Below are 17,103 nucleotides of genomic sequence, written 5' to 3'. Positions count from 1 at the left end.
TGTTGGCGCAGAATCAGCCATCGGGCGCAAATTCCAGCAGCGGATGATTTTCGAAAGACGATTATACCGCTGGTTGTGAAGCCCATCACAGACAGGCCCTTATTGTTTCAGGTATGAAGTCAATGTGAGGTTCAGACATTAAACTGAACTTGAAATGCAACATTTTCACAGCAACTTTGTTTCGCATTTTGCTTCTTTTAAGAAATTTTGGCACCCTGATTGTGGGGGAATACATTTTAAAGAGCGGGGGTCGCTCATGAATATTGAAAAGGAAATTGAACAGGTTGGTGCGCCAGCCACGACGATCACTTCTCAGGACATGGATTGCGAAACCGCAGCGTTGCTGCGGGCCGTCATCCGACCGCTGTTTGCCGGTGCGGCCAGTTGGGCCAGTCTAGCCGACACGCTGCGCGAAAAAGGCTATCGCCTGGCATTCCAAAGCGGGCGCATGTGCCTGATGGACCGGGCGACCGGCAAACGGCTTTGCGGGTTGCGGTTCCTGGACATCGAATTGAAGGATCTGGTCCGACGTATGGGCCGCCCCGTCGTGGTCGCCCGAGGTGACAGGGCGGATGGGGAACTACTTCGCGCGCGTCCGGCGACGGGCGGGTCCTAGTACCGCCGCCAGAACTGGACGGACCGGCGTAGAGACTTGGCAAGGCCGTGTTTGGCGGCCCGCCGGATCGGCAGTGGCGTTTCCGGGCGCCTCAGCACCTCGATGAGCAGGTTTGCCGGCATATGCCCGCGGCGATAGAACTCCGCGAAATCATCCAGATCCAATCCTTGTGCCGCACGATAATCGGCAAAGAACCGTTGCCAGACTCGGGCATAGTCCTGCCCCGTCGCTTGCTGGTCGCTGGTCTCGCCTCGGTCCCAGAACAATGAAATCGGCTCATCCATCCTTTCGCCGCGATAGCCCCCGGCAACCAGTCGCAGCATCAGGTCGTAGTCCGCGGCGATGCGAAACTGTGTGTCGTGTCCCCCCAATTCCTGAAAAACATCTCGTCTCAAAAAAACAGAATTATGGCAAAACGGCATACGCTGGAGGATGGCTTTGACCGACATCCGTTTTTCCATCTTTTCCCCGCCGTCAGCGGACCGGTGCAGGGTTGACCCAAAAAGATAGTCGGGGTGGGTCGCGGTCAATCGCTCGGCCGCCCGGTTCAGAACATCATCCGCTGCCAATGAGTCGTCGGAATTGAGGAACAGCACGTATTCGCCGCGTGCGGCTTTGACGCCGCGATTCATCGCGTCGTACAGGCCTTGGTCCGGTTCACTGATCAGCCGCGTGCGCGGAGCGTCGGCGATCAAATCCTGAATGAATTTGACCGTCCCGTCCGTCGATGCTCCGTCCTGAATGATGTGCTCGGAACTGTCGCAATTCTGCCGCGCCATGCATTCGATGACGCGGGGAAATGTGTCCTGACGCCCTTGGGACAGCAGGTTCCAAGTTGCCGTGATCACCGAGATCAGCGGCGCTTCACCGGTTTCAGACGGAGCGCTCATAGATCTCGGCAATGCGGGTTACGGCGGCCTCGGGGCTCAGCTCTTCGCTTTCGCCCGTGCGGCGGCTGGTCAGTTCGACCACCCCGTTCTTCAACCCGCGCGGGCCGACGGTGATACGCCAGGGCAGGCCGATCAGGTCCATCGTGGCAAACTTGCCCCCTGCCCGCTCGTTGCGGTCGTCATAGAGCGGCTCGAGCCCAAGCGCCGTCAGGGCCTTGTAGATCTTGTCACAGGCCGCGTCGGCCTCGTCATCGCCCTGTTTCAGGTTGACGATGCCGCAGTGGAACGGGGTCACGCCCTCGGGCCAGATGATGCCCTTGTCGTCGTGGCTGGCCTCGATGATCGCACCGATCAGTCGGCTGACGCCGATGCCGTGGCTGCCCATGTGCACCGGAACCTGCTTGCCGTCGGGGCCTTGCACCGTGGCGCCCATCGGCTCGGAATACTTGGTGCCGAAATAGAAGATCTGCCCAACCTCGATGCCACGCGCGCTGCGACGGCGTTCCTCGGGCACCTGTTGGAACAGGGCGTCGTCATGGGTCTCATCCGTGCGGGCGTAGAGCGAGGTGAACTCCTCCATGATCGCCTGGCACTGGGCCTTGTCGTCATAGTCGATGTCGCGCTCGCCCAGACGGATGTCGGTGACCGCGCTGTCATAGAACACCTCGGATTCGCCGGTATCGGCCAGCACGAGGAACTCATGCGTATCGTCGCCGCCGATCGGGCCGCTGTCGGCGCGCATCGGGATCGCCTGCAGACCCATGCGTTCATAGGTGCGCAGATAGCTGACAAGGTGGCGGTTGTAGGCGTGCAGCGCGTCTTCTTTCGTCAGGTCGAAATTGTAGCCGTCCTTCATGTAGAACTCGCGGCCGCGCATCACGCCAAAGCGCGGGCGGATCTCGTCGCGGAACTTCCACTGGATCTGGTAGAGCGTCAGCGGCAGGTCCTTGTAGCTGTTGACGTGACCGCGGAAGATGTCGGTGACCAGTTCCTCGGCGGTGGGCGTGTACAGCATGTCGCGACCATGGCGGTCCTGCATACGCAGCATTTCCTGACCGTAATCATCATAGCGCCCGGATTCCCGCCACAGATCGGCCGATTGCAGGATCGGCATCTGGATCGGAATGTGCCCGGCGCGGATCTGCTCCTCGTGCACGATGTTTTCCAGCTTGCGCAGCACCTTGAAGCCAAGCGGCAGCCACGAATAGATCCCGGCGGCAGCCTGCTTGATCATCCCGGCGCGCAGCATCAGCCGGTGGCTGACGATCTGGGCCTCGGACGGGTTTTCCTTGAGTACGGGCAGAAAGTAACGGCTGAGGCGCATGTTTTTACCTTGCAGGTGAGAATTCCACGGCCACGTGATTATGCGAAAGCCCCGCCGGGGGCAATCGGGCAATGGCGGATTTGCGACCTCAGGTCAGTCGGAATTTTGATTGACCCGCCAATCAGGTCTCGAAACAGTGGGAAGACTTCTGAAGACGAGGCCCCGATGCAGACCATCCGCGAACCCGCCCGAGACATCCCCGTGGTGCACAAGACTGACGTACTGGTGGTGGGCTCTGGCCCGGCAGGGCTGGCTGCGGCGCTTGCTGCCGCGCGCGCCGGGGCCGAGGTCGCCCTGCTGGACCGTTTCGGCTGCATGGGCGGCAATATCACCGCCGTCGGGGTCGAGGGCTTTGCCTGGTACAGGCACGACAAGACCATCGAGGCCGGCGGCATCGGATGGGAGTTCGAGCAACGCGCCAAGGAGATGGGCGCGGCGGTCCCGGAAAGCCAATCGTTGAGCTACGAGTTGGACAGCGAGGGTTTCAAGCTGGTGGCTGACCGGTTGGTGGAGGAGGCCGGGGTCCGCCCGATGCTGCATCGCCAGTTCGTGGCCCCGATCATGGACGGCGACCGGATCACCGGTGTGATCACCGAGTCGAAGGCGGGGCGCGAGGCAATCCTTGCCCGCATCGTGATCGACGCCACGGGTGATGCCGACGTGGCCCACCGTGCCGGCGCACCGACCCGCAAGACCGAGCCGGAACAGATGATGGCGGCCTCGGTCATGTTCCACCTGGCCGGGGTCGACAAGCGCGCCTTCATGGAGGGCGTAAAGGCCGACCCGCAGACCTACAAGGACTGGGGCGGCGGCGGTGAATGGAACATCGAGACCAGCGGCAAGGAGGACGACATGTTTTCGCCCTTCGTCTACAAGCCGTTTCAGCAGGCCATCGACCAAGGCCTCATTCCGGCGCATCTGAACACCATCGCGGGCACCTGGGGCGCAATGCATGACACGGGCGAGCTGACTTATATGAACCTGATCCACCTGGCCGGGATCGACGGGACGGACCCGGACAGCCTGACCAGGGGCGAGATCGAGGGCCGCCGCCAGACCATGCTGGCGATTGACGCTCTGCGCCGGTTCATGCCCGGATGCGAAAATGCACGGCTGCGAAACTTCGGCATGACCATCGGCATCCGTGACACCCGCAAGATCGACGCGGTCTACAACATGACCGAGGACGACGTACGCCACCAGGGCCGGTTCGAGGACACGATCGGCATCTACCCCGAGTTCATCGACGGCTACGGCATCCTGATCCTGCCCACCACCGGGCGCTACATGCAGGTACCCTACCGCTCGATGCTGCCCAAGGGGGTGCGTGGGCTGCTGGTGACTGGCCGGTCTCACGGGGCCGACCGCATCGCCCACGCGGCGACACGCAACATGGCTTGCTGCGCGGTGATGGGCCAAGGGGCCGGCATCGCGGCCGCCATCGCACTGAAAAGCAATCAGGAGCTGTCCGAATTGAACCTGGCCCCGGTTCATTCCGAATTGGACAGACAAGGCGTGAGGATCCACTGATGGAACACATCCCGACGATCGACATTGCGCCTTTGTTGCAGGAGGCCCACCCTGACCACGGAAAAACCGTTCAGCAGGTTATGGACGCGTGCACCGGGATAGGTTTCCTTTCGATCACCGGCACCGGCATCCCGCCAGAGCTGGTCGAGCGGGTCCGGGCTTGCGTTCGCGCTGTTTTCGACGTGGACGAAGCTAGCAAATGGCAGCAGGCGATCACCCGCGAGAACTATCGCGGATATATCCCGATGGGGTTCTTCACGCCCAATGACGGGTCGGGACATGCGGACAAATATGAGGGTTACAAGTTGCACCACGAAGTGGCCGAGGATGCGCCCATCCGCCGGGTTTGCGCGCTTTACGGACCCAACCTCTGGCCCGCAGAGGTACCGGATGCGCAGGGCATCATCCTTGAATACTGGGCGCGATTGGATCAGGTGGCCGACAGCTTGCTGGGCGCGTTGGAGGCCGGGCTGGAACTGCCTGCGGGCAGCCTGCGGAATGCGTTCCGCGACCCGTTGACCAACATGACTTTGCTGCACTACCCGCCGCAGGCCCCGGAAGATGGCGGCTATGGCATCCACCCCCACAAGGACACTGACGCGTTGACCATCATCGCCCCTGACCCGGTGGGTGGGCTGGAGGTCCAGACGCGGGGCGGCGGCTGGATCACTCCCGACTGCCCAACCGGTGGGTTTGTCGTCAACATCGGGGACATGCTCGAGCTCTGGTCCGGTGGCCGCCTGAAATCGACCCCGCACCGCGTGGTCAACCGATCGGGAAAGGAGCGCTACTCTTTTCCCTATTTCGCGGTACCACGGCACGACGTGGTGGTTTCTCCGATGCTGCCGCCGCTGCCGGGATTTGACCGCCCGTCCGTGCATTGCGGTCACTGGTCCGCCGAGATCTGGCGTACCAACTGGTCCGACGAGACCGCCGCCGAAGACACGCCGGAACTGGGCACTCTACACGACTGAGACACAAAAACACTGATCCATGAACCGCTTGCATCGCGGGCCTTCATCAGCCAAGAACAAGGGCAACGACGCAGTCAGGAGGCCGCGATGGCGTTGCCGGTTCGGGATCAATTCAGATATTGGGGCATCGCCGCTGCGATATTCATATTGCTGTTGTGGCTGCTGGGCGACGTTCTGCTGCCATTCGTGATCGGCGGCGCAGTGGCCTATTTCCTGGATCCCGTAGCCGATCGGCTGGAGAACATGGGGCTCTCCCGCGCGGCTGCGACGGCGATCATTACCGTCTTCAGTATTCTTGCCTTTGCCTTGATGATCCTGATGGTGGTTCCGGCCCTGATCACTCAGCTGATCGATCTGGTGGACGTACTGCCCAGCCTGTTCCAGGAAATGCGAGCCTTCGTCGAGCGGCAATTCCCGTCGCTGTTGGACCGGGAATCGAACACCCACCAGTTCCTTCTTTCAATGGGCGACACGCTGAAGGGTAAAACAGGCGACATCCTCGAAACGGTCATGGCTTCGGTCGGGTCAGCGGTGAACATCGTGGTCCTTCTGGTGATTGTGCCCGTCGTGGCCGTCTACCTTTTGCTGGACTGGGACCGGATGATCGCCCGGATCAACGATCTGCTGCCCCGGGACCATGCACCGACGATCCGCAAACTGGCGGCCGATATTGACGCTGTTCTTGCCTCGTTCGTGCGCGGCATGGGTACGGTTTGCCTTATCCTGGGCACCTACTACGCCGTTGCCTTGATGATCGTCGGCCTACAATTCGGCCTGGTGGTCGGTTTCATCGCCGGGTTGGTCACCTTCATTCCCTATCTGGGCGCATTGATCGGCGGTACGCTGGCCATTGGCTTGGCGCTGTTCCAATTCTGGGGTGACTGGGCCTCGATCGGTCTGGTGGCAGGGATATTCGCCGTCGGCCAAGTCGTCGAAGGCAATTTCCTGACGCCCAAACTGGTTGGTGACTCGGTCGGGCTGCACCCGGTCTGGTTGCTTCTGGCCTTGTCCGTTTTTGGCGCGCTATTCGGGTTTGTCGGCATGCTGATCGCCGTTCCAGTCGCTGCGGCCTTGGGCGTGCTTGCACGTTTCGGAACTTCGCAATATCTGACAAGCCGCCTGTACACGGGGCGTGACGAGCTGGATCCGGAAAGCGAGTGAATGGCCAAACAGCTGAGCTTTGATCTTCCGGCGATGACGGCGCTGGGGCGCGAGGATTTTTTCGTATCTCCCGCGAATGCGCTGGCCGTCGCAATGATCTCGGCCAATTCTTGGCCGGGCAACAAGCTGGTCCTGAGCGGCCCGGCCGGATCGGGCAAAACCCATCTTGCGCATGTCTGGGCCGCCGAGACAGGCGGGCGTATCGTGCAGGCCTCTGATCTGAAACACGAAGATGTTCCCGCACTTGCGCAAAGTCCCGTGGCGGTCGAGGACATCCCGATGATCGCCGGGGATATAGACCAGCAGAAAACCCTGTTTCACCTCCACAATCTGGTTCTGGCCGAGGGGCATGCCCTGCTGATGACCGGGCGCCTTGCCCCCAAATACTGGGAACTGCCGCTGGCAGACCTGCAAAGCCGGGTGGAAGGTGCCCATCATGTGGCGCTTGATCCGCCCGATGATGCCTTGCTGTGCGCGGTTCTGGCCAAGCTGTTCGTCGACCGACAGCTGAACCCGGGGCCGGACGTCATCGCCTACCTCGTCAAGCACATGGATCGCCGATTTGAAACCGCAGCCGACGTGGTGGCGCAACTGGATCAGGTCGCCTTGGCAGAAAAGCGCGAGATAACACGGGCCTTGGCCGTGCGCGTTCTGAACAACGAAATCGATACGGCGGTTTCCGGTGATTGACCCATGGGGTCCGATTTCGCATCCTGCGCGAGGCAACGTTGGGGAGATCATGGAACAGAGCGCTGCAAGGATCCCGGACTGGGGACCATTCGGAAGACCGCTGTTCGACCATCCGGGAATCCGCGATCTCTCGCGCGTTGGCGTGGTCGATGTAGGATCGAACTCGGTCCGGATGGTTATCTTTGACGGCGCGGCCCGGTCACCCGCATATTTCTACAACGAAAAAGTCATGTGCGAACTTGGCGCCGGGCTGTCGGAGACCGGCAGGCTGAACCCGCGCGGTCGCGTACGTGCGCTGGCGGCGCTGCGGCGCTTTGAACACCTGTCCCGCGATCTTGGCCTTCCCGGACTGCACGTTGTAGCCACCGCTGCCGTGCGCGAGGCGGAAGACGGTCCGGAGTTCTGTCAGGAGGTTCTGGCCGAGACAGGGCTGCATATCTCGGTCATCGACGGCGAGGAAGAGGCCCGATTGTCGGCACAGGGTGTCCTGCTGGGCTGGCCGGGCGCCTACGGCCTGATCTGCGACATCGGCGGTTCGTCCATGGAGCTGGCAGAGATCGGCGGCGGATCGGTCGGACGGTGCGTGTCCTCGTCGCTGGGGCCGCTCAAACTCCGGGATATCAAGGGCGGGCGCCGCGCCCGAAAGGCCCACATCAAGGAAACACTCGAGGCGCTTCGTGACCAGATGGGGCCGCAGCGCGACCGATTGTTCCTGGTCGGCGGAAGCTGGCGAGCCTTTGCAAGGTTGGACATGCTGCGCCGCGGATATCCGCTGAACGTGCTGCACGAATACCGCATGACCACCAAGCAGGTGCGCGAAACGATCAAGTTCATCGAAAAGGGCGACCACGAACACCTGCGCTCTCAGGCTGGAGTCTCAAGCTCGCGGATGGCCCTGATTCCGTATGCCATGGACGTGCTGTCGCGGCTGATCCGCACCTTCAAACCCAAAGACATCGCAATATCCAGCTATGGTATCCGCGAGGGTCTGCTGTACGAGCAGATGCCCCAGATTCTGCGGGATTGCGACCCCTTGATCGAGGCCTGCCGGTTCTCGGAGCAAAAGGACGCTCGCCTGCCCGGTTTCGGGCCACATCTTTATGATTTCGTGATGCCGCTGTTCCGGTCCGCCCCTCCGGCCCGAGTTCGGCTGATCAAGGCGGCCTGCCTGTTGCACGATGTCAGCTGGCGCGCCCACCCCGACTATCGGGCCGAGGTCTGCTTCGACAATGTGACTCGCGCCAACCTCGGCGGCCTGAAACACTCGGAACGTGTCTTCATCGGACTTGCCCTGCAGCATCGTTACCGGAATAAGCGAGAGGGCAACCGCTTCGCCCCTCTGTACGAACTGCTGGACGAGCGCGACCAGAAGCAGGCCGAGATTCTGGGAAAGGCCATGCGTTTCGGCGCAATGCTGTGGATGCAGAACGACGCGGCCACTGGCAAGCTGCGGTTCTACCCCAAGAAGCGCGAACTGGAGTTTTATCTGCCCAAGTCGCTCAGCCCCTTGTTCAACGAAGTGGCCGAGGCAAGATTCGAGTCACTGGCGAACGCGCTGAAATCGCGCCCGATCGTCAAAATGCAAGGCTGATCCGGACGATCAGATGTCCGTTGCACCTTCGTCGTCCTCTTTGGGAGCAACCTCATCGGGCTGGTCGGGAACGTCCGGTTTCCTGCGGATGATAATGTCGCCATTGGGCAGCATTTCGGGCGCCTCATAGGCGCTCCAATCCTTGACCTTGCCGCCGATCTCGGCAAGGGCCGGGCCCATCTCCTCGATAAAGGACTGCATGGCCGGGCCGAATTGCTCGGCAAGCCCCAGAAGATCCTCGAGCGCGGGCTCCATTTCCTTTCGCAGGCCCTCGAAGAACAGCTCGGCCCCCTGCTCCATCAGGGACTTGCCGCCTTCGTCCTGGGCCGCGGCCGGCGCGGCAATAAGGGCCGTGGCACCTATCAGCATCAATCGTCTCATGACCTGAAATATAAGTGGCGGGAACAGTTGTTGAAAGGGTCAGATGTCGATGTCCAGCGTCACCGGAAAATGATCTGAGGCCGTGACCAAGGCATCGCGCAACTCTGGCACCGTCCAGCAGTGTTCGTCCCGGAACGGGTGCCAGATGCGCCAGACCGGATTGCGGACCCTCAGATCCTCGCTGATCATGATGTAGTCCAACAAAGCCTCAAGATATTGGCCTTCCTTCGGGCGGGCAAAGCGCGCGGTCGATGGGATCCAGCCCGGCCGAGGTCGAAGCGCCTGTGCGGGATGCGGATCGTACAGGCCGGTTTCCAGAAGGATTTCCACCGATGACCGCCCGAAAAGATGTTCGAATTCATCCAATCCCGGCCCGTCATTCAAATCGCCCAGCAAGATCACCGGTTCAGCAGCGGCTATGTGCGCGCGCACCCGACGCGACAGCCACACAGCCTGCGCCAACTGCTTGCGGCGGTTGGCGATAGAGATGCGCAAGGCTTCGTCGCGCGATTGGGCACCGTGCGGTGCCTTGGACTTCAGATGTGCACCGATCAACCGGAACTCGAACCCGGCCCGGGTTCGGACCGCCAGTTCCATGGGTGGTTTTGAAAACCGCACCAGATCCTCGGTCGCGTCAATGTCCAGATCGATCCGAAACTCGCGGTCAAAGCGTGGGAGATCGTCGGGATCGTGGCCGCCATCTTGCACTCCTTTCGGGTCGTGCCGGGCGGTCAGGGCCTCGGGATCATACAAGAGGGCCAACTCCTGATGGGTATCGTTGGCGAAACCCATGATCGCATTGGATGTACGCAGATCGAACGTCTCGGCGAAATGCTGCAAGGCGCGCACCGTGTTTTGCGATTTGCCCGTATTCGGCGCCTCGACGATCAGCATGGCGTCGGCGTCGACGGCCGTCAGCACCGTCGCAATGGCCTCGATCTGCTGTGCCTTGGTGACATTGTGCCGGCCCGACCAGCTGTCATCGACAACCAGTTCATCATTGCGGTCGAACAAATTGGCGAACCATTCAATGTTGTAGGTCGCCAGACGCATCGTCTCAGACCCGCGCGCCGTTGATTTCATCCCAGGCGCGGTTGATGTCGATCATCTTTTTTTCGGCAAGGCGAATTGCTTCTTCGGGAACACCACGGGCCATCATCGCATCTGGATGTGTGTCACGCACGAGCCTGCGCCAGATTTTTCGGATCTCGGGTAGTGGAGTGTCAGGGGTCACGCCCAGAACGGTGTAGGGATCCTTGGGCGCATCTGGAACGAAGCGCGCACGCAGGGCTTTGAACTGTGCATCGGTCTGGCCAAAAATCCGCGCCACATCCTCCAGAAACTCGTTCTCGTTGGGGTGATAGAACCCGTCCGCCATGGCGATGTGAAACAGCCCCTCCATGAGGTCGCACAGGGTGGTGCTGTCTTCGGCGAACATGCGCGCGATCTTGCGTGCGTATTCCTGATACCCGGCCACATCCGTCCGGGCCATGTTGAACACGCGCGCCGCGCCGGCCTCTTCCTCCGGCGGAATACGAAACACCTCGCGAAAAGCGGTCACCTCGTCGCGGGTCACCTGCCCGTCCGCCTTGGCCATCTTTGCGCCCAAGGCGATCACAGCAATCGCGAAGGCCACCGAACGTTCGGGCGGCGTGCGTAGCTTCTCAAAAACGGCCGTCAGGCTTTCACCTTTGGCAAGCGCGCTCAGCGCCTCGGATATGCGGGACCAGATCGACATGAGCGCACACTAGCGCGCCGAGTACGGACTGTCAGGTGCGACCATTCATTCCGGGGCCAGAATTTTCTGCATCAGCACAAGATCCAGCCAACGCCCCCATTTATGACCAACTTCCGGCATTCGGCCGACCGCCTCAAAACCGACCGCCGCATGAAAGGAAATCGCGCCCGGGTTCTCGGCCGAGATTCCAGCGACCAGAACATGCACGCCTTGCGATCGCGCCACCTCCTCCAAGGCTCGGATCAGCGCGCGACCCGCGCCCCGCCCCCGGCCTTCAGGAGCCAGCAGGATGGTGTGTTCCCGGCTGTGCGCATATCCGGGACCCGAGCGAAAACGGCCATAAGTCGCATATCCCGCGACACGGCCGTCAAGCTCGGCAACTTGGAACGCCAGCCCTCGCTCGTCGATATCGCGCGCGATTTCTTCGTGGCTTCGCTCGGTCGTGGTAAACGTGATCAGCGTCTCGCGGATGATCGAATTGGTGATCTCCGCAATTTCAGCCGCATCCCGGGGCAGAGCCGGGCGAATGATCATTCCAGTACCCGCGGTCCGTGCGGCGTTTCAAATTCAGCCCGCAGAGCCGCAGGCCCGGAATCAAAAACTACCCTGTCGAGCGGGCCGAGCAATTGCGCCAAATCCAGCGCGTCCGGGTGAAAGACCACCAGCCGCCGCAGGTGGCAGCCACTGGCCCGCAGCATGCCAGCCGGATGCAAGTCACCTTGCCATTGAATTAAGGCGGGAAACAGGTTGTCGAACGGCAAACGCCCCGATCCCGGCACCGCCATCCTCCACCGCAAGGCACCACGATCAAGTTCATGGATATCGCCTATGTCGATTGAGAATCCATAGACACAGGCCTGCAGATCCGAAACCTGGCAGACCCAGTTGCTGAGCCTCGGCGGCCCCGAGAAACGATCAAGATCAAACCAACGTGGCCGCCCAGGATCGGCAGCGTCCGGGTCAATCGCGATCGCTTCAAGATACAGGCCCTCGTCCAGCCCAAGAAGCTTGTTGTAGGTGCCGAATTTTCCATGTGTGCCACCGGGCACCATCGGAATACCCAAGGCCTGCTCTACATGCGCGACCGCCTCGTCCAAGGTCGACGCGGCCACCGCCAAATGATCAAGCTCCATAATTGCGCCTCCAGCGTCTAAAACCGACCTCATGCCATCGGATACCATGAAAATTCCGATCGGGCACTTCATCTGACACCAAACATCCCCGCGGGCGATGCCCGAGGCCGCAGGCATCGCGAAAAAGGGGGCAGAAAGCCCCCCAAAGTCACAGCTCAGGCGCGCGCCTCGCGTATCAGGCGCAGAATGTCCTGCGCCGCCTCGGGAATGTTGGTCCCCGGCCCGAAGATCGCCTTGACCCCGTGATCATACAGGAACTGATAATCCTGCTGGGGGATGACACCACCGCAGATAACGATGATGTCCTCGGCGCCAGCCTTCTTCAGTTCTTCCACCAATTGCGGCGCCAGTGTCTTGTGACCTGCCGCCTGGCTGGAAATGCCAACCACATGCACGTCATTGTCGATCGCGTCCTGCGCGGCCTCGGCCGGGGTCTGGAACAGCGGACCGACGTCCACGTCGAAACCGATATCGGCGAACGCGGTGGCGATCACCTTGGCCCCGCGGTCGTGACCGTCCTGGCCCATCTTGACCACCAGAAGACGCGGGCGGCGGCCCTCTTCCTCGGCAAATTCCTCGATCGATTTCTGGATGGCGGCAAAGCCCTCGTCACCTTCGTAAGCTGCGCCATAGACACCAGCCAGCGTTTTCACTTCGGCCCGATGACGGCCGAATTCCTTTTCCATTGCCATGCTGATCTCTCCTACGGTTGCGCGGGCACGCGCGGCCTCGACGGCGGCTTCCAGCAAGTTGCCCCCCTCTTTCGCGCGCCGGGTCAGTTCGTCCAACGCAGCCTGACAGGCGGCCTCGTCCCGGGTCGTGCGGATGCGTTCCAGCCGAGCGATCTGCGCCTCGCGGACGGCCTGGTTGTCGACCTCGAGGATCTCGATCGGGTCTTCCTTTTCCTTGCGGTATTTGTTGACGCCGACGATTACTTCTTCGCCACGGTCGATCATGGCCTGACGGCGCGCGGCGCTTTCCTCGATCCGCAGCTTGGGCATGCCGCTGGCAACCGCCTTGGTCATGCCGCCCATCTCCTCGACCTCTTCCATCAGGGCCCAGGCTTTTTCGACCAGCTCATTGGTCAGGCTTTCCACATAGTAGGAGCCGGCCAACGGATCGACCACATCGGTAACGCCGGTTTCTTCCTGCAACACCAACTGTGTATTCCGCGCAATGCGGGCCGAGAAATCGGTAGGCAGAGCAATCGCTTCGTCCAGCGCGTTGGTATGCAGCGACTGTGTGCCACCCAACACCGCGCTCATCGCCTCATATGCGGTGCGGATCACGTTGTTGTACGGGTCTTGCTCCTGCAGCGAAACGCCCGAGGTCTGGCAATGGGTGCGCAGCATCTTCGAGCGGTCCGACTTGGCCCCGAATTCGGTCATCACCCGGTGCCACAGAGTACGCGCGGCGCGCAGCTTGGCGATCTCCATGAAAAAGTTCATGCCGATGGCAAAGAAGAACGACAGACGGCCAGCGAACTTGTCCACGTCCATTCCCGCGTCGATGGCTGCGCGCACATATTCGCGCCCATCGGCCAGGGTATAGGCCAGCTCCTGCACCAGGTTCGCCCCGGCCTCCTGCATGTGGTAGCCCGAGATCGAGATCGAGTTGAACTTGGGCATCTCGTTCGAGGTGTACTCGATGATGTCCGAGATGATCCGCATCGAGGGCTCGGGCGGGTAGATATAGGTGTTGCGGACCATGAACTCTTTCAGAATGTCATTCTGAATGGTGCCCGCCAGAACCGACTTGTCATGGCCCTGCTCTTCGCCGGTGACGATGAAATTGGCCAGGATCGGGATCACCGCGCCGTTCATCGTCATCGAGACCGAGACCTGATCCAGCGGAATGCCGTCGAACAGGATCTTCATGTCCTCGACGCTGTCGATGGCAACACCGGCCTTGCCCACATCGCCCACCACGCGCGGGTGGTCGCTGTCATAGCCGCGGTGCGTGGCCAAATCGAAGGCGACCGAAACGCCCTGCTGACCGGCCGCGAGGTTGCGGCGGTAAAAGGCATTCGATTCTTCGGCCGTGGAAAAACCTGCATATTGGCGGATGGTCCACGGGCGGCCCGCATACATGGTTGCCTTCACACCGCGTGTGAACGGCCCGAAGCCTGGCAGCGACCCGATATGCGGCAGGTTCTCGATGTCGTCCTGCGTATACAGCGGCTTGACCTCGATCCCCTCCAGCGTCGTCTTGGTGAGGTCTTCGACAGGGCGCCCACGCAACTCTTTTTCGGCCAGGGCGCGCCAATCCTTCGTATCGGTCATAGCGTAATCCTCTTGTCTGTTCCCGTCGCGGGCCCGAATGGCGCGCCGAGGGGCTGGGTATGAATAGGGAAGGGCTGACCCGGCGCACGGCAGGTTCGATCATTCAATTTTTTGATCGTCGCACGCATTTCGCCGGTCGCATTCGCGGCAACTGGGTCTATATTCAATGGAACAGGAGACCACATGACCCGCACGCTTGCCCTTGTTTTGTCAGCTTTTTTGCCTGTGGCTGCCGTCGCCGCCGACGGTGCGGCCCCGGATGAAACCGCATATATCCGGCCAGCCGGAGACAGCGATCTGAACGAGTTTCTCTGGACACACCGCCCCATAGTGGTGTTTGCCGATACGCCAGCCGATCCCCGGTTCCAGCAGCAGATCGACATGTTGCTGGAGGGCGAAGACATGATGCGTGACCGGGATGTCATCGTGCTGACCGACACCGACCCTTCGGCGCGATCCCCGATCCGGACGCAACTGCGCCCGCGCGGGTTCGCAATGGTCTTCGTCGACAAGGACGGTGTGGTGAAGCTGCGCAAGCCCACGCCGTGGAGCGTGCGCGAGATCAGCCGGTCCATCGACAAGACCCCCCTGCGCGAACGCGAAGTCCGCGAGCGGCGCGAGGGGCGCTGACGACCCAGACCCGCCCGGCAGAAGGGGTCTGCCAAGCCCGCCCCATCCGCACCGACGGTGCAGATGGCGGCCGAACGGGCAAAACCCACATTTTCCGGGCAAGCGCACATGGGCGTTATTCGAACTCCATGATCACGTCATCGACGGCCAGGCTGTCACCCGGACCGGCGTTGATCTTGGACACCACGCCCCGGCGCTCGGCGCGCAGGATGTTCTCCATCTTCATCGCCTCGACCGTGCACAGCGCCTGACCTTCCTGCACCTCTTGGCCGACCTCAACATCGATCTTCACGATCAGGCCCGGCATCGGGCACAACAGCATCTTCGAGGTGTCTGGCGGCAGTTTCTCGGGCATCAGCTTGGCCAGTTCGGCAGCGCGCGGCCGGCGCACATGCACCTTCAGGTCCGCTCCCCGGTTGCGGATGCGGAACCCGCCCGAGATCTTGCCCACCTTCAGCACAAGCGGGCTGCCGTCCACGTCCAGAACCGCAAGCTGGTCGCCGGGCGTCCAGTCCGAACTGACGCGCAGGGCGGCGCCGTCCTCGAACTTGACCGTGGCACCGTCACGGTCCGCATTCACCTGCACGGCATATTCCTGCCCCTGCAGCGTGACCACCCAACGCTTGCCGACCTTGCGTTCGTGGTTGTCCATCCGGCCCGAAACGCGAGTGCGGCGGATCTCGGCCACCCGGTGCATCGCCGCGCACGAGGCCGCGATTCGGCGCAGGTCGCCTTCGGGCAGTTCGACACCGTTGAACCCATCGGGGTATTCCTCGGCGATGAAGGCGGTGGTCATGTCACCACTGACGAATTTGGGGTGATCCATCACCGCCGACAGGAACGGCAGGTTGTGGCCGATTCCTTCGACCTCGAAACTGTCCAGCGCCACGCGCATCGCCTCGATCGCCTGCTCGCGGGTCGGCGCCCAGGTGCACAGCTTGGCGATCATCGGGTCATAGTACATGCTGATCTCGCCGCCCTCATAGACGCCGGTATCGTTGCGCACGGCTGTCTCGCCACTGGGCGCATCGCCCTGCCATTTGCCGTTTTCCAGCAGCGGCCCCGCGGCCACCTCCTGCGGTGGACGATAGCGGGTCAGCCGCCCGATCGAGGGCAGGAAGTTGCGATAAGGATCCTCGGCATACAGTCGGTTCTCGATGGCCCAGCCGGTCAGCTTGACGTCATCCTGGGTGATCGACAGCGGCTCGCCTGCGGCGACGCGGATCATCTGTTCGACCAGATCGACACCGGTGATCAGCTCGGTGACCGGGTGTTCCACCTGCAGGCGGGTGTTCATTTCCAGGAAGTAGAAATTCTTGTCGCCATCCACGATGAATTCCACCGTGCCCGCGCTGGCGTACCCCACGGCCTTGGCCAGCGCCACGGCCTGCTCGCCCATCGCGCGGCGGGTCGCCTCATCCAGGAAGGGCGACGGGGCCTCTTCGACCACTTTCTGGTTGCGGCGCTGGATCGAGCATTCACGCTCGCCCAGATAGATGCCGTTGCCATGCGTGTCGCACAGAACCTGAATCTCGATGTGGCGCGGTTGCGTCACGAATTTCTCGATGAAGATCCGGTCATCGCCGAAGGAATTCGCCGCCTCGTTCTTCGAGCTTTGAAAACCCTCGCGTGCCTCCTCGTCGTTCCAGGCGATGCGCATGCCCTTGCCGCCGCCGCCGGCGCTGGCCTTGATCATCACCGGATAGCCGATCTGTTGGCTGATCTTCACCGCCTCGTCCGCATCCTCGATCAGGCCCATGTATCCGGGAACGGTGCTGACATCGGCCTCTTGCGCGATCTTCTTCGAGGTGATCTTGTCACCCATGGCCTCGATCGCCCCTTTCGGGGGTCCCACGAACACGACGCCTTCGGCCTCGAGCGCTTCGGCGAATTTCGCGTTTTCGGACAGGAAGCCATAGCCCGGATGCACCGCCTGCGCGCCGGTCTGGCGGATGGCGTCCATCACCTTGTCGATCACGATGTAGGACTGGTTCGCCGGCGGGGGGCCGATGTGAACCGCCTCGTCGGCCATTTCCACATGCAACGCGTGCTTGTCGGCATCCGAGTAGATGGCGACAGTGCCGATTCCCATTTTCCGAGCGGTCTTGATGACCCGGCAGGCAATCTCGCCTCGGTTGGCGATCAGGATCTTGTTGAACATGG

The 17,103-nt window shown here is 61.7% G+C and carries 16 protein-coding genes; 7 read left to right on the top strand and 9 right to left on the bottom strand.

The features are described from left to right. Positions 1-256 precede the first annotated feature (256 nt). Positions 257-616, top strand: a complete 360-nt coding sequence (locus tag ACR0DA_RS02110) for a hypothetical protein (RefSeq protein ID WP_170340824.1) — start codon at positions 257-259, stop codon at positions 614-616. On the opposite strand, the gene ACR0DA_RS02105 is transcribed toward ACR0DA_RS02110, so the two are convergent. Both ACR0DA_RS02105 and proS read right to left on the bottom strand, forming a co-directional pair. After that, on the bottom strand, positions 613-1,506 hold the full coding sequence (locus ACR0DA_RS02105) for a glycosyltransferase family 2 protein (protein WP_480752788.1): 894 nt from the start codon (positions 1,504-1,506) through the stop codon (positions 613-615). The genes ACR0DA_RS02110 and ACR0DA_RS02105 overlap by 4 nt on opposite strands. Further along, positions 1,490-2,830, bottom strand: a complete 1,341-nt coding sequence (gene proS / locus ACR0DA_RS02100; protein WP_480752786.1) for a proline--tRNA ligase — start codon at positions 2,828-2,830, stop codon at positions 1,490-1,492. Before proS ends, ACR0DA_RS02105 begins: the two co-directional genes overlap by 17 nt. Before the next feature lie 165 nt (positions 2,831-2,995). Between proS and ACR0DA_RS02095 the strand changes: the two genes are divergently transcribed. The 5 genes from ACR0DA_RS02095 (at position 2,996) to ACR0DA_RS02075 (ending at position 8,776) form a co-directional block, all read left to right on the top strand. Beyond that, positions 2,996-4,360, top strand: a complete 1,365-nt coding sequence (locus ACR0DA_RS02095) for an FAD-dependent oxidoreductase (RefSeq protein ID WP_480752784.1) — start codon at positions 2,996-2,998, stop codon at positions 4,358-4,360. Beyond that, positions 4,360-5,334, top strand: a complete 975-nt coding sequence (locus ACR0DA_RS02090) for an isopenicillin N synthase family dioxygenase (protein ID WP_170454535.1) — start codon at positions 4,360-4,362, stop codon at positions 5,332-5,334. The genes ACR0DA_RS02095 and ACR0DA_RS02090 overlap by 1 nt, the downstream gene beginning before the upstream one ends. Before the next feature lie 87 nt (positions 5,335-5,421). After that, a complete protein-coding gene (locus tag ACR0DA_RS02085) occupies positions 5,422-6,495 on the top strand; it encodes an AI-2E family transporter (protein WP_480752782.1) in 1,074 nt (357 codons plus the stop codon). Beyond that, on the top strand, positions 6,496-7,185 hold the full coding sequence (locus ACR0DA_RS02080; RefSeq protein WP_170365667.1) for an HdaA/DnaA family protein: 690 nt from the start codon (positions 6,496-6,498) through the stop codon (positions 7,183-7,185). Positions 7,186-7,234: 49 nt separating this feature from the next. After that, positions 7,235-8,776 carry a Ppx/GppA family phosphatase gene (locus ACR0DA_RS02075; RefSeq protein ID WP_170364623.1) on the top strand — a complete coding sequence of 514 codons (1,542 nt, stop codon included), beginning with the start codon at positions 7,235-7,237 and terminating at the stop codon, positions 8,774-8,776. A gap of 9 nt (positions 8,777-8,785) precedes the next feature. Here ACR0DA_RS02075 and ACR0DA_RS02070 read toward each other — a convergent pair whose 3' ends face one another. The 6 genes from ACR0DA_RS02070 to scpA form a co-directional block, all read right to left on the bottom strand. Then, the gene (locus ACR0DA_RS02070) at positions 8,786-9,145 is read right to left on the bottom strand and encodes a hypothetical protein (protein WP_377181938.1); all 360 of its coding nucleotides are present in this window, start codon (positions 9,143-9,145) and stop codon (positions 8,786-8,788) included. 51 nt (positions 9,146-9,196) lie between these two features. Continuing rightward, positions 9,197-10,210 carry an endonuclease/exonuclease/phosphatase family protein gene (locus ACR0DA_RS02065; protein ID WP_170364626.1) on the bottom strand — a complete coding sequence of 338 codons (1,014 nt, stop codon included), beginning with the start codon at positions 10,208-10,210 and terminating at the stop codon, positions 9,197-9,199. 4 nt (positions 10,211-10,214) lie between these two features. Next, positions 10,215-10,895: a molecular chaperone DjiA gene (locus ACR0DA_RS02060; protein WP_170340209.1), complete on the bottom strand. Its 681-nt coding sequence runs from the start codon at positions 10,893-10,895 to the stop codon at positions 10,215-10,217. A 45-nt stretch (positions 10,896-10,940) separates the two neighbouring features. Then, the gene (locus ACR0DA_RS02055) at positions 10,941-11,429 is read right to left on the bottom strand and encodes a GNAT family N-acetyltransferase (protein ID WP_170340801.1); all 489 of its coding nucleotides are present in this window, start codon (positions 11,427-11,429) and stop codon (positions 10,941-10,943) included. Then, on the bottom strand, positions 11,426-12,028 hold the full coding sequence (locus ACR0DA_RS02050; protein ID WP_480752780.1) for a VOC family protein: 603 nt from the start codon (positions 12,026-12,028) through the stop codon (positions 11,426-11,428). Before ACR0DA_RS02050 ends, ACR0DA_RS02055 begins: the two co-directional genes overlap by 4 nt. Positions 12,029-12,183: 155 nt before the next feature. Beyond that, complete coding sequence (gene scpA / locus ACR0DA_RS02045; RefSeq protein WP_480753896.1) at positions 12,184-14,349, bottom strand: methylmalonyl-CoA mutase; 2,166 nt, start codon at positions 14,347-14,349, stop codon at positions 12,184-12,186. 144 nt (positions 14,350-14,493) lie between these two features. Between scpA and ACR0DA_RS02040 the strand changes: the two genes are divergently transcribed. After that, positions 14,494-14,940: a DUF4174 domain-containing protein gene (locus tag ACR0DA_RS02040; protein WP_170340796.1), complete on the top strand. Its 447-nt coding sequence runs from the start codon at positions 14,494-14,496 to the stop codon at positions 14,938-14,940. Positions 14,941-15,055: 115 nt separating this feature from the next. On the opposite strand, the gene ACR0DA_RS02035 is transcribed toward ACR0DA_RS02040, so the two are convergent. Continuing rightward, positions 15,056-17,101, bottom strand: a complete 2,046-nt coding sequence (locus tag ACR0DA_RS02035; RefSeq protein ID WP_170340795.1) for an acetyl-CoA carboxylase biotin carboxylase subunit — start codon at positions 17,099-17,101, stop codon at positions 15,056-15,058. Positions 17,102-17,103: the final 2 nt, after the last annotated feature.

Source organism: Ruegeria sp. CI8 (assembly GCF_056536865.1).
The sequence above is the reverse complement of the archived record's forward strand: the minus strand, read 5'-3'. Positions and strand labels throughout refer to the sequence as shown.

Coding starts and splice junctions, on each gene's coding strand:
- ACR0DA_RS02110 (WP_170340824.1), top strand. CDS start 257: ATGAATATTGAAAAGGAAATTGAACAGGTTGGTGCGCCAGCCACGACG.
- ACR0DA_RS02105 (WP_480752788.1), bottom strand. CDS start 1,506: ATGAGCGCTCCGTCTGAAACCGGTGAAGCGCCGCTGATCTCGGTGATC.
- proS (WP_480752786.1), bottom strand. CDS start 2,830: ATGCGCCTCAGCCGTTACTTTCTGCCCGTACTCAAGGAAAACCCGTCC.
- ACR0DA_RS02095 (WP_480752784.1), top strand. CDS start 2,996: ATGCAGACCATCCGCGAACCCGCCCGAGACATCCCCGTGGTGCACAAG.
- ACR0DA_RS02090 (WP_170454535.1), top strand. CDS start 4,360: ATGGAACACATCCCGACGATCGACATTGCGCCTTTGTTGCAGGAGGCC.
- ACR0DA_RS02085 (WP_480752782.1), top strand. CDS start 5,422: ATGGCGTTGCCGGTTCGGGATCAATTCAGATATTGGGGCATCGCCGCT.
- ACR0DA_RS02080 (WP_170365667.1), top strand. CDS start 6,496: ATGGCCAAACAGCTGAGCTTTGATCTTCCGGCGATGACGGCGCTGGGG.
- ACR0DA_RS02075 (WP_170364623.1), top strand. CDS start 7,235: ATGGAACAGAGCGCTGCAAGGATCCCGGACTGGGGACCATTCGGAAGA.
- ACR0DA_RS02070 (WP_377181938.1), bottom strand. CDS start 9,145: ATGCTGATAGGTGCCACGGCCCTTATTGCCGCGCCGGCCGCGGCCCAG.
- ACR0DA_RS02065 (WP_170364626.1), bottom strand. CDS start 10,210: ATGCGTCTGGCGACCTACAACATTGAATGGTTCGCCAATTTGTTCGAC.
- ACR0DA_RS02060 (WP_170340209.1), bottom strand. CDS start 10,895: ATGTCGATCTGGTCCCGCATATCCGAGGCGCTGAGCGCGCTTGCCAAA.
- ACR0DA_RS02055 (WP_170340801.1), bottom strand. CDS start 11,429: ATGATCATTCGCCCGGCTCTGCCCCGGGATGCGGCTGAAATTGCGGAG.
- ACR0DA_RS02050 (WP_480752780.1), bottom strand. CDS start 12,028: ATGGAGCTTGATCATTTGGCGGTGGCCGCGTCGACCTTGGACGAGGCG.
- ACR0DA_RS02040 (WP_170340796.1), top strand. CDS start 14,494: ATGACCCGCACGCTTGCCCTTGTTTTGTCAGCTTTTTTGCCTGTGGCT.
- ACR0DA_RS02035 (WP_170340795.1), bottom strand. CDS start 17,101: ATGTTCAACAAGATCCTGATCGCCAACCGAGGCGAGATTGCCTGCCGG.